Origin of the sequence: Dialister succinatiphilus YIT 11850, from assembly GCF_000242435.1 — a bacterium.
GTDB classification, from domain to species: domain Bacteria; phylum Bacillota; class Negativicutes; order Veillonellales; family Dialisteraceae; genus Dialister; species Dialister succinatiphilus.
This window is the reverse complement of the sequence record NZ_JH591188.1, coordinates 674,252-690,067: the sequence shown is the minus strand read 5'-3', so window position 1 is coordinate 690,067 and position 15,816 is coordinate 674,252. Positions and strand designations below refer to the sequence as shown.

Annotated in this window: 16 protein-coding genes; 1 reads left to right on the top strand and 15 read right to left on the bottom strand. The window is 35.1% G+C overall.

The window, feature by feature from the left end:
• Positions 1-11 precede the first annotated feature (11 nt).
• Entirely contained in the window at positions 12-215 is a 204-nt protein-coding gene (locus HMPREF9453_RS08640) for a hypothetical protein (protein WP_008860167.1), read from the bottom strand.
• 133 nt (positions 216-348) lie between these two features.
• On the opposite strand from HMPREF9453_RS08640, the gene HMPREF9453_RS08635 reads away from it, so the two are divergent.
• Positions 349-1,224 (top strand): Rpn family recombination-promoting nuclease/putative transposase, encoded by an 876-nt coding sequence (locus HMPREF9453_RS08635; RefSeq protein WP_008860166.1) that lies wholly within the window; start codon positions 349-351, stop codon positions 1,222-1,224.
• Between the two features lie 396 nt (positions 1,225-1,620).
• Here HMPREF9453_RS08635 and HMPREF9453_RS08630 read toward each other — a convergent pair whose 3' ends face one another.
• The 14 genes from HMPREF9453_RS08630 to HMPREF9453_RS08565 all read right to left on the bottom strand — a co-directional run bounded on the left by HMPREF9453_RS08630 (position 1,621) and on the right by HMPREF9453_RS08565 (position 15,219).
• Positions 1,621-1,902: an ATP-binding domain-containing protein gene (locus HMPREF9453_RS08630; RefSeq protein ID WP_008860165.1), complete on the bottom strand. Its 282-nt coding sequence runs from the start codon at positions 1,900-1,902 to the stop codon at positions 1,621-1,623.
• A 291-nt stretch (positions 1,903-2,193) separates the two neighbouring features.
• On the bottom strand, positions 2,194-3,360 hold the full coding sequence (locus HMPREF9453_RS08625; RefSeq protein WP_008860164.1) for a 7-cyano-7-deazaguanine synthase: 1,167 nt from the start codon (positions 3,358-3,360) through the stop codon (positions 2,194-2,196).
• Positions 3,361-3,364: 4 nt separating this feature from the next.
• Positions 3,365-3,958 carry an AAA family ATPase gene (locus HMPREF9453_RS08620; RefSeq protein ID WP_008860163.1) on the bottom strand — a complete coding sequence of 198 codons (594 nt, stop codon included), beginning with the start codon at positions 3,956-3,958 and terminating at the stop codon, positions 3,365-3,367.
• Entirely contained in the window at positions 3,959-4,789 is an 831-nt protein-coding gene (locus tag HMPREF9453_RS08615; RefSeq protein WP_008860162.1) for an MBL fold metallo-hydrolase, read from the bottom strand.
• Between the two features lie 12 nt (positions 4,790-4,801).
• Positions 4,802-6,028, bottom strand: a complete 1,227-nt coding sequence (locus HMPREF9453_RS08610; protein WP_008860161.1) for a radical SAM protein — start codon at positions 6,026-6,028, stop codon at positions 4,802-4,804.
• A complete protein-coding gene (locus tag HMPREF9453_RS08605; RefSeq protein ID WP_008860160.1) occupies positions 6,012-6,968 on the bottom strand; it encodes a glycosyltransferase family 2 protein in 957 nt (318 codons plus the stop codon). The genes HMPREF9453_RS08610 and HMPREF9453_RS08605 overlap by 17 nt, the downstream gene beginning before the upstream one ends.
• Positions 6,969-6,972: 4 nt before the next feature.
• Positions 6,973-8,775, bottom strand: a complete 1,803-nt coding sequence (locus HMPREF9453_RS08600; protein ID WP_008860159.1) for a hypothetical protein — start codon at positions 8,773-8,775, stop codon at positions 6,973-6,975.
• A complete protein-coding gene (locus HMPREF9453_RS08595; protein ID WP_008860158.1) occupies positions 8,772-9,971 on the bottom strand; it encodes an aminotransferase class V-fold PLP-dependent enzyme in 1,200 nt (399 codons plus the stop codon). Before HMPREF9453_RS08595 ends, HMPREF9453_RS08600 begins: the two co-directional genes overlap by 4 nt.
• Positions 9,958-10,839: a glycosyltransferase family 9 protein gene (locus HMPREF9453_RS08590; RefSeq protein ID WP_198004151.1), complete on the bottom strand. Its 882-nt coding sequence runs from the start codon at positions 10,837-10,839 to the stop codon at positions 9,958-9,960. Before HMPREF9453_RS08590 ends, HMPREF9453_RS08595 begins: the two co-directional genes overlap by 14 nt.
• A gap of 248 nt (positions 10,840-11,087) precedes the next feature.
• Positions 11,088-11,765, bottom strand: a complete 678-nt coding sequence (locus tag HMPREF9453_RS08585; protein ID WP_008860156.1) for a hypothetical protein — start codon at positions 11,763-11,765, stop codon at positions 11,088-11,090.
• Positions 11,740-12,459: a nucleoside/nucleotide kinase family protein gene (locus tag HMPREF9453_RS08580; protein ID WP_008860155.1), complete on the bottom strand. Its 720-nt coding sequence runs from the start codon at positions 12,457-12,459 to the stop codon at positions 11,740-11,742. The genes HMPREF9453_RS08585 and HMPREF9453_RS08580 overlap by 26 nt, the downstream gene beginning before the upstream one ends.
• A 66-nt stretch (positions 12,460-12,525) precedes the next feature.
• On the bottom strand, positions 12,526-13,794 hold the full coding sequence (locus HMPREF9453_RS08575) for a bifunctional heptose 7-phosphate kinase/heptose 1-phosphate adenyltransferase (RefSeq protein WP_008860154.1): 1,269 nt from the start codon (positions 13,792-13,794) through the stop codon (positions 12,526-12,528).
• Positions 13,795-13,873: 79 nt separating this feature from the next.
• Positions 13,874-14,809, bottom strand: a complete 936-nt coding sequence (locus HMPREF9453_RS08570; protein ID WP_008860153.1) for a UDP-glucuronic acid decarboxylase family protein — start codon at positions 14,807-14,809, stop codon at positions 13,874-13,876.
• Between the two features lie 53 nt (positions 14,810-14,862).
• Positions 14,863-15,219 (bottom strand): phosphomannose isomerase type II C-terminal cupin domain, encoded by a 357-nt coding sequence (locus HMPREF9453_RS08565; RefSeq protein ID WP_008860152.1) that lies wholly within the window; start codon positions 15,217-15,219, stop codon positions 14,863-14,865.
• Between the last annotated feature and the right edge of the window lie 597 nt (positions 15,220-15,816).

Sequence of the window (15,816 nt, the reverse complement as noted above, 5' to 3'; positions counted from 1 at the left end):
CAGCTTGTATCTTAATTGTAGCAGAGCACATGGACAGTATATGGGGTTCTGCTTCTCATAAAAAGAAAAATGAGGGAAATCCGATTCCCGTTATCTCCAACCAGCGGAAGGAGTAAAAAAACATAGTCATTTGGCAGACGGTGAAGCACTTTATATGCCAGCTTCTCCTCCTCGCTGCCATGAAAATCCACCACATGGGATGAAAAAATGGCCATACCCCACCTCATACTATCACTGTCTGTGTAAATTTTATAAATGACTGCACTCCTATGCAGCCTGTACACTGTTTATCGTATCATGCTATAATGGAGGAAAGGAGAGACTGTTTGATGAAAGGCGGTGTCATCCATGCAGATCCCGGAAAATCTCCAGCACCTGGATATAACAAATTACAATCCACTGAACGATGTTATTTTTAAATTCATCTTCGGTAAGGAAGAGCGCAAACAGATTACTATTGATTTCCTGAATGCCGTTCTCATGGACACGCTGCATCATCCCATACGGGACCTGCGGTTCTCAAATGCGGAAATGAGTCCGGAGAATGAAAGCGACAAGGCCACCCGTTTCGATATCGCCTGTGTGTTGGACTCCGGCGAACAGGTCGACGTAGAAGTCCAAGTCATCAATGAGAAGAACATGGAACGCCGCACCCTCTACTACTGGGCGCAGATGTACCTCATGTCACTGCCAAGAGGATATTCCTACAACCGGCTGAAGCCCGCCATCACCGTGAATCTGCTCGCCTTCAACCTGCTCCCGCAGAAAGAGCCCCACGCCGTGTATGGGCTGTACAATATCCAGACCGGCCACCAGCTGACGGAGGACCTGGAGCTTCATTTCCTGGAAATTCCCAAATACGCTGCGGAACCGCCCAAACCAGTCGCCGCTATGACAAAAATGGAACGCTGGCTGGCCTATTTTGCCAACAAGCTCGACAAGAAAGGAAAGGAGGAACTCGCCATGAGTGAACCCGCTATCAGAAGCGCCATGGATGCCGCTCAAATTTTCCTCAACAATACCGAAGAAAGACGCCGCTACATCAATCGTGAAATGGCCATCATGGACCGGGAAGCCCAGCTCGAGTACGCCACTGAAAAGGGAGAAGATAAACTAGGCAGACTTATCGCCATCTTGCTGAATGCCGGTAAAACCGCCGATGCGGCAAAAGCATCTATTGATAGAGACTATAGAAACAAGCTCTATGAACAATATGGCATCTGAAGAAACCGGCATGCGTAAACCCGTGCCCATTGCGGCCTGTCTGGAAAAGCCACGTGTTTGGATTGAATCACAAAACAGTCAAATTACATAATGCTTGTTAAAGGCAAATATCTATAGAAAAGCCAAAGCTGGGCACCTGCCATTTCACAATGGCAGGCGCCCGGCTTTTTTCGTATCCCCTCCCGCCGCTTCGTCATCTCGAGCGGAGCGGCATGTCGTTATGGGTGGTATGTGCTTTCTGCTCTATTGAGGCTCTGAGTCGAGAGATCTCCCGCCACACTGCACTTGATGCCATGAAAGAAATAGAATTTCCAGGCTGCATTCCCGCCCCTCGTAATGACAATGGCACATTTAACGATCTGCGCACCTCATAAAGTTTCCGCTATTTTCACAGTGCTATTTGATTTCCATGTCCCAGAAAGCGGCCAGGTCCCTGGCATTCTTCCCTTCCGCTCCCATTTGGGAAAGAAGGGCCCCACAGCCGTTCTTTGGGATATCCTCTTTCAGTGCCAGTTTCAAATAAGCTGCAGCCCTGGAGCCGCCGGTGTAAATCAGCCGTCTGGTGAAAGGATTGGGCAGTGCAGACATTTCCACGTCGACCAGGAGCACCGCCTTGGCTTCCAGTCCTTTAAAACGGTATACATTAGTGAGCCATACCTTCCCTGCTTCCGGCTCCACAGACACGGGAAAAGGCCATAGGCTTCCTCCTCCGAATTTTACTCACCGCTAACAGACATATTTGCTAGGTTTCAAAGAATGTATCATATGATTTTACACACGTATCGTGTAACTGCAAAACAACGTAATGTTTAAATTTTATGCTAGTTTCCAAAGGCCAATTAAGTACCTTTGAACACCCATAAAATTATGTGTCCCAATTTGAATACCCACTGCAATATAATGTGCTATTTGCTTCTTGGTAATTTCTGATTTGCGTAATTCCTTTTGAGATGTGCAGTGAATCATATCTCAGTTATGAGCCACAATGTAATCTCTTGTGTGAAATAATTCAACAATTAAATTATCAAAAATTCCGAACTCCCTTCTAAGACTTGAATCATCATAAAACTCTAAATGAATCATTGCTCTCATATTTACAAAGTCAAAAAAGAAAGATAAATGCACTCCGAGACCAGTTACATCTGCAGATATTAACTTGTCAGCTATACTATATTCGTCCTTTATGCATTTAATTTCTAGCCTCTCACTCATTCGCGACACAATTTTTTTATACATTCGACTTTTTAAAAGTTCTGCAGATATATTTTTTATATATGCAAAATACATTTTCCCTTCATTTTTTTGTCTATTTATCTCAAGGTTAACATCCAGGCCTCTACTAATTAAATATTGTAAGGATTTTTCTTCATACCCCTTCGGAACAGTAACCACAAAAGTAGATGGAATATGCACAGATGCCAAAAAATGATTTTCTCGTGCATATTCCGTCACAGCCTCATTATATACTTTCAATTTATTAAATATGCTGGTTGTTAACGGTACTCCTAAATCAGCAAATTGAATTGGGCATCCTTCCCTATGATATTCAAAATACTTATCTCCAGTTGAATTTATCCTGCGAACTTTGACATGTTTCCTTGCAAGGAATGATTCGACTTCTATTGCTTTCATATGAATAATAGGCCTTAATACTCTCATCCCATCTGGCAATTTAATTCCCATTTCAGATCCAAAATAGCTTGTGCATTCCAGGCTCTTATTCGCACTACTATCTAGGATATAATTCTTAATACGTGCTATAGTAGTACGATCATCTGCATTGTCACCAATAGCTAACCAACCATAATCTTTTTCACAAATTATACTTAATAACTTCTTATACATTTCCTTTTTACACAGCAAACAAGGTCGGCCACCTGTATATCCTAAAATTGATGAACAAAACTCTGCTGTAAAATCTACAATCTTCAAAGGGATTGAATACTCGCTACAAATTCTCTTGGCCTCATTAGTAGGTATAGAGGATCCCCATGCATGAATAAAATGAATAGCCTCTACATTGATGTTATTTTCTTTAAGCAAAATTGCAGTTGCAATACTATCTTTGCCACCGGAAAGCATCAATAAAACTTTGGGATTTTTTGATTCTAATACTATTTTAGCCCATTCCTTCATTTTCTCACCTACACAATTCAATATAATGTATTACATCTGTAACAATTTGGGTAAAGTCTCTTTTTATATTATTAGTGTTTATGTATTGCACACAATTTCCAAAGCTCTTTTCTTTCACATTTGCTTCAATTCTTTCCACATCTTGCGATGTAATAATTGGGTGAAACTTACTGATACCATTTATTACTGGATAAACATTCAACGTATATAATGCTTGATGTCTACTACCACTCTGTATGCGTGCATTGTACCTTTCAGCCAGTATAGGATAATCAGCCATACAACTAAAACAAATAGTTTGAACATCATTTGTTGATTCTCTTATAATCTTCCTTAATTCATCAAAATTCTTAAAATTATTATCAACAATTATATCCTTATCCGTATTTACATAATTAAGCAATTCCTTATACATATTCTTTTCGCCTTGGATGCTAAGTTTTTTCTTTTCTGCATGATTTGTAAATCCGTAGGTTTCAAAAAGTCGTATTTTGCATTCATCTTTTGAGATAACATTAATCCCTAATATCTCTCCTACCCGATTTGCAATGCTGCTTTTCCCACTTGCAGGAGGTCCCGTAAATATAATTATTAACATTTAAACTTCCACTTCCATTCCATCAAACGAAACTATTATTCCATAATTCTGCGCTATTCCACATGCCTCTGCATAGTTCACTAAACCATTATGTGAAATATGATTTGCAATAATCAGAGTTTTATCATTTATGGCATGGATACTTTGCATTTTTTTACAAAAATATACCATTTTTTCAAAGTTCATATGTCCCATATAATCAATATGCTTTTTACCTTCAGTACAATCTAACGAAACAGCATTAAAATGAAAATTTAAATCTCTAATAAATTTCCAGGTTTCATCCATAAAATAATCCGTATCATGTGCATATAAGAAAGTAGAGCCTCCCTTTTGTATGACATATACAAAAGGATTATCCCCACCATGAACGGCAGGCAATGCGGTCACAGTAAATTTTCCAATTTGTTTTCGTTCATATGCATTAAATAATACAAAACGTACACTTTTATTTTTAGTTATAAAACCCTCTTTATCAGGGCACAATGCATTCTTAACCCCTAAACTTCCATAAACGTTTAATGGAGGTGTTCCGGGTCTTAAAATTGCTCTACTTCGCTTTCGAGCTCTCAGGTCTTGTGCATATAAATGGTCATCGTGATTATGAGTAATTAAGCAATATTCAATATCAGCCAATCTAATATTATATTTCAATGTATGAAAAAATGTATCCGGTCCAAAATCAACTAATAACTCATTATCAATAAGTGCCTGCGCTCTAGTCCTTATGTTTTTCCCACCTAATACTCTCGCTTGTTCACATATAGCGCAATGACAAAATAATGCTGGAATTCCCTCTGCTGCACCGGTGCCTAAGTATTTAACTTTCAAAATTAGCCTCTCCTATTTTAATACAATTCTTTTTTCATGTGCCTCATTAGTTAGACTCGTTCTAAGCGCTTTGGCACAATAAAAAGGGATAAAATTATGTTTACTGTTGATTCTTTCTAATTCAAAGAAAAAATTAACAACGTCTCCAAGTTCTGGAGCACCACAATCTAAAGTATTCCCTTTATCAAAATGTAACACATTCGCACTCATAACAACTCCCCGTTCGGCTAAAGCTTCACATTCAGGTAACATCAAATCAACTGATTCCAGTCCTAAGACAAGGTTGCTCCATACATGCCCTTTACCAAAAATATCAACAGCAGCATTTAGCCTATCCATAAAATAATTAAATCCTAAATCATTTTTCCCTGGACAATACTTTTTAAAGCCCTCTTCGGTTACAGCTTCTAGGTTAAAAACAACATTAGTAACGCCACTGTTTTTTAGTAATCTAAGTAGATTTATATCATTAGGTGGTGAAATAACCGCCACTATCCCCTCCCTACTTTTATGCCCAGCTAAAGGCATTATAAATTGGGCTATTTCACTAAATATTCTACATTCCAAATCCAATTTATCGTTTGCTAAATTGCCAGCTATTAGTATCAAATGGAAATGTTCCTTATAACATGCATCTTTCAATGCGATATTTATCGCTTCCTGTAGATTTCTCAAATAATCATAAGATCTTTTATTCCAAAAACATATACTCGAAGCAACTGCAGTTGCTGTTACATCACCTCTTCTTATATAGTTATTAACTCCACAAAAACGGCATGGTTTCGATATGGAGCACCCCTTCCACGGGAGTATATCTAATTCATCTAACCCACATGCAGATACATACCTCTTTACTAATTCTCCGTTTGTGATTCTTTTATGGTAATAAGTTGGCTCTTGTACATAATGTATAACTACATCATCTAATATCTTTTTATTAACAATAGCAAGAAGCTCACCACTATAATCTGCATCTATAATAACAGCCTTGCTTTCATCAACCGGAGAAACACATGATACAACTGTACTATAATTATCTTTCCTATTGGTTATGATAAGCTCCTGAGGTCTGTTGGCTTCAGAATTAATAGGCATATTGTATACCTGGTTTTGAATTTTAGCTTTTTCAATCAGAGCTACATTCAATGCATTTTGTGTAAAAACAATCCCATTTGTTAATATCATTCCCTTTAGATATGTTTCATTTTGTATAATATACTTATCATGAATAATATTCATTTGAATCACCCTTTGAAAGGAATCTTACTAGACTGATCATCCATACAACATGAAATAATGGAAATATAAATTGATAAAGAAAAGCGTAAGGAAGCATTTTTAAATTTTTCCCTACAATTATAAAGCTAAGAAATATAAGATACAAAATACAAATCGGGAAAAATTTCACCAGAAGCAGTCCTGCAATTGCCCAGTTCAATATCCAAGAAAAATGATATCCCAGTCCATGTATTATAACCTTCCACCTATAATTATTTATTCCAAATACGCCTTTAAGTATTGAGCCATATCCAATTGCCCACCTTTTTCTCTGATTCCATAATCCCCAAAAGTGATTGTTTGGACGTTCGTACCCCAGGTTCTTATTTACAATATATTTTTTGCAATTATTAACATTTACATATAGGCCTAGTGCTAAATCATCTAAAAATGTATCTAAATTGATTAAATTCCCTCTAAATCGCCCGCCTTTAATACAAAAAATTTGTCCAGGAACCGATATTCCAACACCTAGACTCCATAATGTGGGTCTGATTAAATTATGTGAAAGTAATTTATCAACTCCAACCAAGTTGGATATTAACCCATGTGGAGAGTCTACATAAATACGCCCCCAACCAATATCAACTCTTTGACACATTAATTTTTTTACAAATTGTCTAATTGCAGGTATATTACCGGAAATATCATTATCAATACTCAAATAATATAAAGAGTCATCATTTTCCATTAAGGATATAAGCTTTCTGTATTTAGTCCCCTTTTTTAGGAATATATCTATTTCGTAATTACTTTGAGGAACATGAATCATCTCTTCGCAACAAATTACTACTTTAAAATCTCCCATGAAATCTTCATTTAGCTTTTGAGCAATTAAATCTATTGCTTGTGTATAACATTCATTTTTTCTGGTATAGGTAACAAGACATAATTTTTTCATTTTATTAATATAACCATGTATCCTTTCTCGCTTCCATCAAATAAGAATAATTGCAGTCTTCTTCCGTTATACCTATCAGCCCCAATACTTCATCAATATTTTTCTCCAATTGTCTTCTATCAATTGATTCATTTTTATTGTGATGCATCAAAAAAATTCCAATTGGAAGTATTGCAATATTATCATAAGTATAAATCGGATAGTTTCCGATTCTCATCACGCCCTTATTTTCATCTATATCGACATAGTGTGAGAAAAATACTACTGGAAACAAATATGTTCTTTGATTCAAATAATGAAAGGCACTAGAAAACATTGCCGGAACTCTTTGGCTTGAGGTCCCCAATAATTGTTTTTTTGTCTCAGTTATTCCATTAATGACACCATATTGATTTATACTACTCAGCAGTAAATTTATCATCCTAACCTTAAAATGTGAACTCCTAGAAAATGGCCAATCATTATTGGTAATAAAACAAAGAGGGTGTTTGATAATATGATTCAAGCCGTTATCTTGAAGCCCAAACTTATCATTTATAAAACTTACTGCCTTTCCAAATAGAAATTCCAAGCCATATTCCCTTATCTTTTGATTTAAAATGCCTTTATTTAACCAATTGCCTCGTAACATATAATATAAATCATTGATATCCTTAATAAAAGCGTGATCATGCTTAAACAAATGCGCTACCGTTATGCAGGCTAAATCCTCAGGGCTTAATTGTTCTGCAGCTTGAATAACATCAGTTCGTCCTAATGGAAATCCCCCCATATTAATATCAATCACAGCTTGAAATTGATCCTGTAAGATTTTTTCCAAATGAATATGTCCTGTAATAATTTCTTTATTTCTATGTTCAACCAATTTAAATGAAAAAGGTACAGAACCGCCTAAAACAAGTTTATAATCACAATTATTGACCAAATAATCAATTAATAAAAATGCTTCATTAAGGTTTTGAGCTAGAAAATCATAATCCATATGAGTTCTCAAAAAGCCTTGAGGATATAATGAATTAAGCCTGCTCCCCTTTACCAGTTCAATATTTAAATTATTCGAATTTATAAAATTTTTGACATTTTCAATCTCTTTATCTGCGACTTTCATACTTACGAGCTGCTTATACGCTAAAGAAACAACAGCCGCATTCGGGGATATATCATATTTATAGCAATTATTCAAAAATAAAGCTGCTAAACGAAGGCTCTTCATTTTCTTTATTTCAGTGGGTGTCATAGAACGCATGAGCTGTTCAAATTCAAGTTGCTCCTTATCTGAGAGTTGTGCCAAACCTAATTTTTGCAATCTAGATTCAGTCATATCCTCTTCTTTTCGAATTGCCTGATAAATATTATGTACCGTTTTCTTAGCATCAATGCTAGCAGAAGCAGGGATATCCCAATTAATTCTCCTCATTTCGACGCATGCATCGCAATCCAAAGAGTGGTGTTTTACAATACAAGATTTATTTTGAAAAAATAATGCTTTAAGAAGACTAACCGGCGCCTCTATGCACCCTTGTCTATTGGGGATATATTCATAGATCCAATTTTCCTTCTCGTTATAATCCCCTTTAATTAGTCTTTCCAGTTGATTTCGAATTTCAGCTTCATCTTTACCGGAAAAAGCTTTCTCTAGATAATCAGCCATTCTTCTTGAAACATTGCAAGATTTCATGAAATATTGAAAATATATTTTTCCATGAACATTAATCGCATAAAGAGATATCTTATCTCCACATGCCACTCCACTTGATTCAAGGACAAAATCAGGCGCCCACATTGGATTATAACTATGGTCTATCATTTTCTATTATTCACTCTTTCACTAATAGCATCTATAAATCGGTCTACATCAGATACATCTGTGCCAATCCCCCATGATACTCTGCAAATACTTTCTTGATGAAAAGCCTGTAACGTAGGTTGTGCACACATATGACCTGTTCTTATAACAATATGTTCCTCTGATAACAGCGCAGCAACATCATGAGAATGAATTCCATCAAGTGTAAAGGAACTTAGCGAATAACCATGTTCTGTCCCTTCAGGAATTAAACAGAACTTATGAAGATGAGCCACACTCTCTTTCAAATACCTCTTTAGATTAAAATCAGAACTTGCAATCTGAGTCATGCCGATTTCTCTCATATATTCGCACGCTTTAGCCCAAGCAAAAACAAGTCCGACATCAAATGTTCCTGCCATATATTTTCTAAAATCCTTATACCATGTAGGCTTTCCGCCTAAGCTGCTCCAAACCATACCTCCGCCTAGCATAAACGGAGGTAATTCTTCACATATATCATTTTTTATTAATAGCCCACCTATATTTTTAGGGCCATACATTTTATGAGCTGACATAAAATAAGCATCAGCATCAATTGAATCGCAATCAACCTTCGAATGTCCTACGACTTGTGACATATCAAAAACGAGTATTGCATTAGTTTCTTTTTTCAATAATTTTATTTTTTCAATTTGTGGCGTATAAGAATTAACATTAGATTCCATAGTTACAGTTATTATTTTAATTTTGTCATATAGAGAGCGCTCAATAAAATCATAATCAATATTTCCATTCGGTAATATTGGTAATTTTAGAACGATCGCATCTTTATCCGATGCTAATTTTATCCATGGCAACAGGTTACTATGATGTTCATACTCAGTTGTTACAATAATGTCTCCTGGATTTATCATGTTTACCAAAATAGATGCCAATAAATTAGCTGATTCGGTTGCATTTTTTGTGTAAATAAGCTGATACTTTTTAGTAGCATGAAAAAAGTCAAGAATTTTCATTGACGATTCTTCGAAAATTCTATTTGCTTTAGCAGATAGATAATTGCTACCTCTACCAATACTTATGCCATAATACTGATGAAAATTAATCCAAGCGTCTATAACTGAGTCCGGCATAAAGGTTGTAGCCGCATAGTCTAAATAGCATAAATCCGGATTATTCCGATACACAGCAAAATCTGCTCTATATTCTCTCATTTAAATATATCTCCAAACGACTAACTGCTTTAATCACATCTGCAACAGTAATTTTATCAATGCAATAATGATTATAATCACATTTTCCTTGCCACAAATAGTTACATATACAATGTTTTGGGACAGAAATAGTTTGCCCAATACCATATTTCCATATTCCATTAACTACCGGCGACAACGGTCCACAAATCATTATAGATGGTATGCCCTTCCATACTGCTAAATGTACAAATGCGCCATCATTTCCTATTACAATACCACTTTCCGATATTAGTTCACTTATTTTTTCCCAAGAATTACATTCTACTATATCAATATCTATCCGATTACGAATATACCTCACTAGATCACTTTCTTCAGGACCTAAGACCATTCTAACGTAATATTTATCTCTATATTTATTAGCGATTTTTATATATCTATCCGTACTCCATCTTTTTAATATTCCTTTTTTGCTGCTCCCAGGAAAGATTGTAATATAGTCTTTTTTCTTTACCTGTATATAAACAGGCTTGACATTTTTTAAAATTTTACGAGTAATGATAAAATGTCTCTCCATTCTATTAAGTTCTTTTTCTTTTACTTCTGCTATCACAGTATAAAAAAGCGATGCCCCATCTTTAGCTGTTTCTTTACTTCTTCCCAAGCGTGTTCTTATACCACATATCGCACCAAACAATGCGCTTTGAAATACACCATGTAAATCAATATACAAATCAAAATTATATTTTCTAGCTTCTGCTACCGCATCCTCTAAAATACTACAATCAAGAACTCTAGTTTCATCTTGCGTATCTGTTACAGACTTAAACCGAGGCTGAGCAATAACAACATCAATATTATGGCATAAAGCACAGGTTTCAATCATTTCCGGAAAGCAAGTAAACCCAATGAAAGCGTCCTTATATATAGCTTTGATTGCATCAATCAAAGGAAAACATCTTATAATGTCTCCATGGTTTCTCAATTGACAAATTAAAATCCTCAAGTTTACCTCCAAATCAGAAGATCCGACAATCTCAATATAAAAGAAAATTCGCAGGAATACAATCAATACACTTGATTATCAAAGTTTCCAAAGTTATCAGCATTAACTCTGTTGGAATCCCATCGTTCCTAATTGCCTAATGATTTATTTATTATAAAATCATTTAGCTTTAGAAAAGCATTGAGTTCCTTTTCCTCTACTAAATCTACTAATGAATTTTTTACTTCTTTTATTTTCGAAGAAATAAACTTTGCATGTTCTGGATGAAGTAAATATTTTGTCGATAACATATATTCACAAATATACTTAGCAACCCAATAATGATTTAAGGTTTTCTCTTTAGAATGATGTCTTTGCTTTCTCTCAGCTATTTTTCTCATTCGATCCATCCATAAGAAAGACTTTGTAATCGTCTTGCATTTATTTCCTCGCCAAAAGCATGTTTCTTCGCCTTCTATTTGAGAATTCATCAAAATATCAACCTTGTAATAGGTATCCTGATTTTTCCAAAATGCAGTTATTACACATTCCCCATGAGTATTTTTATTTATATACACAATGTCTGCACTATAAAAATAAGGAACTAACTTATCCACATTACCATTTAATGCCAAAAGGTCAATATCCTTCAGAATATAATTCTCCCTTTCAAATAATAAAACGTACGATAACCCACCACGAATAATTACATTTTCATTTTTTACAAGCTGCACTATCGCTTTAAAAATATAACCCGGAATTTCATTTTCATAAAAACGCGTTAATTGGTAATTATCTCCATTATATTGTCCCATTATGATTGTCATGAAAATAACCCTCTAACACTTTCACAATTCTTGAAGTTACAGATTTTGTTGTACCAGCTGCATTTACATAATGTACCGGAATATGATTTAACCGTGTCAGATATTCTCCCAACTTGACTTCATCTTTTTTCATTTCTGAGATTTCATCCATTTTACGTAAAGGCCCACGATTTCGAATAATAACCCTCTTATGTGCTTCTTCTACCGGCAAACGCAAAAAAATAATAGCTGTAGGAATGATAAATGCTTTTAAATCATTTTTCAAAGAATCCCATTGTTCATTGAGACTTTGTCTATCATAAGCATCTAAATTATAGTAGTATGTGGATAAAATACCTCTAGACATGATGGCAAATCTAGCCCCCTCTTTTTTAGCCTCATCCAAAGCTAAGCGCAAATCTGCTGAGATAAAAATAGGATTAAACCAGGGTGCCTTTTTCCGTAATTCATTCCATTTTGTTGGATTAGAATATAAGTTTTTTAAAATTAATCCAATTGATGATTTTGTTGGTAAATCTATGTAATACCCTTTCCCATATGAACGCTCCAATTGTTCCGTAACCAGTTTTATCTGTGTTGTTTTACCAGAACCAGGAAGTCCTTCAAAAGAAAATAATGGAATATCAGACGTCTTGTTGCTGCTATCTCCAGAAACTATTTTCATAACTTCATATAATGTATCTAAATCTGTCATATATATCGCTTCCTATATCAGCCAGGTATCATTATTAGTATTAATACCCACAATATTTAATCATTGCTATGATTGAATGTGTATATCTGGTTTGACAACCTCTACTACGTCATTCGCTCCTTCACTTCCAAGAATAACAATTAAGTCAAACAATCCTATAAATGATAATAATATAGTCTGATTACTAAGCTTATTGATGAGGAGCCTATTTTCACTCTCATTAGCTCGTATTGTAAGAATAATCTTATCATTATTTTTCTTATTTTTCTCAAGCATCATTAACCATTCACTGTCTAAAGGATTTAAACACTTATCAATAAGAACAATGTTTTTCCCCTGCTTTTTCCATGTATTAACAATTATATTAGCAGAATCTAAATCTACACATTTATGGTATTTAGCATGCATGCATTCTAATTCAAATAAACGTGATATTAAATCCTCTTGCCGTAATCTATAAGTCAATTCATTCTTGATTGCTATTCCAGCTGCAATGTTTGCTAAGCATAGATATGTTTCGACGTCAATACCTGATTGATATAGCAATGATACTATTGCCAATACGGTATCACCAGCACCTGACACATTAACTGGTAAATCTTTAACAGTTGAGACATCATAAATTTTATGATTCACAAGAGCCTTAATTCCTAAAGGGCCTCTTGTAATTATGATGTCTGTATTTGTATCATTTTGCAAATTGAAATTGTACTTAATGGACTTCGAATCATCTCTTTCATTAACTACAATCAATGAAATGTCACTAGTATCAAATTCTTCTACTTTTCTAGATGAAAATATTAAGGGGATATGATCACACAAAGACTTTTCTTTGCAACAATCTAAAACAAATTGATCTACCATTCCGAAAGAATAGTCCGCAACAACAATTACATCACACTTGCTCTTTCTAATTTCATCGCGAATCATTTTATGATTAATATATGTATATTCATTTTGGTCTAGTCTCATTACCTGTTGATGATCAATATATATACGCTTTTTAACTATACTCCTATTTGCCGGGAAGCATCGAGTTGAAATATTGTATTGAATAAGCAATTGTTCAATTTTCTTGCCTGAATCGTCATTAGCATACTGCGTCAGAAAAGAGGCATTAGATGTTAATGCTGATATATTCGCAGCTACATTTCCAGCGCCGCCAAGAGAATTCCTACTAATTTTTGCTTCTACAATCGGAACTTTTATACCGGTAGAAACTGTATTCACTTCCCCAAAATCATATTCATCCAAAAATACATCCCCTATAACCATTACTCTTTTATTGCAAAGGTTATTAATTGTCTTTAATAGATAATTGATTTTTTCTCTCATAATAGTCACTTCACAAGCGGGTAAAACACTAGTTCCTCATTTTCATTTATTTTATTATTGTACATAAAAATAATGGCATTTAGAATTTATACTTTTCTTTGAAATATTTAATCGTCTTTTCAATTCCTTCCTCGATTGATGTATAGGGCCTCCACCCAAGGACTGCTCGTGCCTTTTCGATATCAGGCTTTCGGTGAGCAGGATCATTCATTGGTAATTTCATATGAATAATATTTGAATTTGAATTTATTAGCTTAATTATGAGATTTGCCAAATCTAATATTGTCATTTCATATGGGTTTCCAAGATTTATCGGCCCAGAAAAATTATTTTTTCCCATAGCAGTTATAAGCCCACTAACTAAATCATCAATATAGCAAAAGCTTCGTGTTTGCAAGCCACTCCCATAAACAGTAATATCTTTATCCTGTAAAGCTTGAGCAATGAAATTGGGAATAACTCTCCCATCGTTAATCAACATGTTAGGACCATATGTATTAAAAATCCTAACCACACAAATATCCACTCCATATTTTCTCTTGTAATCAAAAAAAAGAGTTTCCGCAATACGCTTGCCTTCATCATAGCAAGCACGAGGTCCAGTAATATCAACATTTCCATTATAATCTTCAAACTGTGGATGTATCAAAGGATCTCCGTATATCTCGCTAGTACTAGCTTGTAGAACACGAGCACCTAAATTCTTAGCCAATTCAAGTACATTTAATGCTCCTAAAAAGCAAGTCCTTAATGTCATTATTGGATCTTGCTGATACTGAGTTGGGCTTGCTGGGCAAGCCAGGTTATAAATTTCATTTGCATCAAATTGAAGAGCATCAACAATGTTTGCATTATAAAATTTAAAATTAGGATTAGGAAGCATACTGGCTATGTTATCATATGAACCAGTAGACATATTGTCCAAACAAATTACCTTATTACCACTTTGCAAAAGCTTTTTACATAAATGTGAGCCAATAAACCCTGCGCCACCAGTTACTAATATTGTTTTCATTTTATCCACCTTATATTGGTAATAATCTTAATGGTTATCATCTCATCAATTAATTACTTATCTTTAATTCTTCCATATATATCATCAAGACGTGTAATGTCATCTTCTTCAATATATTTCCCTCTTTGCTCTTCAATAACACAAAGCAAAGAATTCCCTATATTTTCTAACCGGTGCTTAACCCCAACAGGAATATCTAGACTCTCCCCTTTTCTGAAAATCATACTCTTATTTCCAAGAGTACAAAGTGCAATTCCACCAGTTATGATCCAATGCTCACTGCGATAAGCATGAAGCTGCAAACTTAATTTGGCTCCAGGGTTGATTTCAATAAGCTTCATTTTATAATTTAGCCCCCTATATAAAATAATATAACGCCCCCAAGGTTTATGAACAATTTCATTTAGCAAATATTTACCTCCCTATTAAACCCTTTATAGGATATTGCTACATTACTGGCAAATTTTGCAAGCATGCATTATTAAGCATTATTAAAGCAGTTATGCTTTTCCAGCTAATGGCTGAATTCAACAAGGTATCAGCATCAGGGACTTGTTCGTTGTCAAAGTCAACGTGCATGAACAACGTTGTAGCATAACTATTATCGTCATACATGGTATCTTCAATAATAGCTATGCCAGCGCAGTTAAAGATATACGCAAGAGATAATTCCTAATGCCTCCGATGGAACATCGACGCTTGCAAAAAGAATAATATAAAGAACTCAAACTTCGCAGGTAAAAATCCCCTGCACCCCTTGAAAGTCCAGGCTTTGTAAACAGAAAAATAGCATGAGTCTTGCCAGTTTGGTATAATTATGTTGGCTCAAAAACATACCAAGCACCGGAGGCTCATGCTATGAAAAGTATATCACAAACCACCCAGCAGATGGAATCCATCTCGAAGAAAACTTCGGCGTTCTTCCGTCGTTATCATGTCGGCCAGATTCTGCGCGCGGCCAACGCTTGCAAGCTCAAAGGATTTTCCTCCATTCTCGTTTTCCTCGT

What these genes read in the sequence shown, in the direction of transcription:
- HMPREF9453_RS08640 (WP_008860167.1), bottom strand. Translation starts at nt 215, where the DNA reads ATGGCCATTTTTTCATCCCATGTGGTGGATTTTCATGGCAGCGAGGAG.
- HMPREF9453_RS08635 (WP_008860166.1), top strand. Translation starts at nt 349, where the DNA reads ATGCAGATCCCGGAAAATCTCCAGCACCTGGATATAACAAATTACAAT.
- HMPREF9453_RS08625 (WP_008860164.1), bottom strand. Translation starts at nt 3,360, where the DNA reads ATGAAGGAATGGGCTAAAATAGTATTAGAATCAAAAAATCCCAAAGTT.
- HMPREF9453_RS08620 (WP_008860163.1), bottom strand. Translation starts at nt 3,958, where the DNA reads ATGTTAATAATTATATTTACGGGACCTCCTGCAAGTGGGAAAAGCAGC.
- HMPREF9453_RS08610 (WP_008860161.1), bottom strand. Translation starts at nt 6,028, where the DNA reads ATGAATATTATTCATGATAAGTATATTATACAAAATGAAACATATCTA.
- HMPREF9453_RS08605 (WP_008860160.1), bottom strand. Translation starts at nt 6,968, where the DNA reads ATGAAAAAATTATGTCTTGTTACCTATACCAGAAAAAATGAATGTTAT.
- HMPREF9453_RS08600 (WP_008860159.1), bottom strand. Translation starts at nt 8,775, where the DNA reads ATGATAGACCATAGTTATAATCCAATGTGGGCGCCTGATTTTGTCCTT.
- HMPREF9453_RS08595 (WP_008860158.1), bottom strand. Translation starts at nt 9,971, where the DNA reads ATGAGAGAATATAGAGCAGATTTTGCTGTGTATCGGAATAATCCGGAT.
- HMPREF9453_RS08590 (WP_198004151.1), bottom strand. Translation starts at nt 10,839, where the DNA reads ATGATTGAAACCTGTGCTTTATGCCATAATATTGATGTTGTTATTGCT.
- HMPREF9453_RS08585 (WP_008860156.1), bottom strand. Translation starts at nt 11,765, where the DNA reads ATGACAATCATAATGGGACAATATAATGGAGATAATTACCAATTAACG.
- HMPREF9453_RS08580 (WP_008860155.1), bottom strand. Translation starts at nt 12,459, where the DNA reads ATGACAGATTTAGATACATTATATGAAGTTATGAAAATAGTTTCTGGA.
- HMPREF9453_RS08575 (WP_008860154.1), bottom strand. Translation starts at nt 13,794, where the DNA reads ATGAGAGAAAAAATCAATTATCTATTAAAGACAATTAATAACCTTTGC.
- HMPREF9453_RS08570 (WP_008860153.1), bottom strand. Translation starts at nt 14,809, where the DNA reads ATGAAAACAATATTAGTAACTGGTGGCGCAGGGTTTATTGGCTCACAT.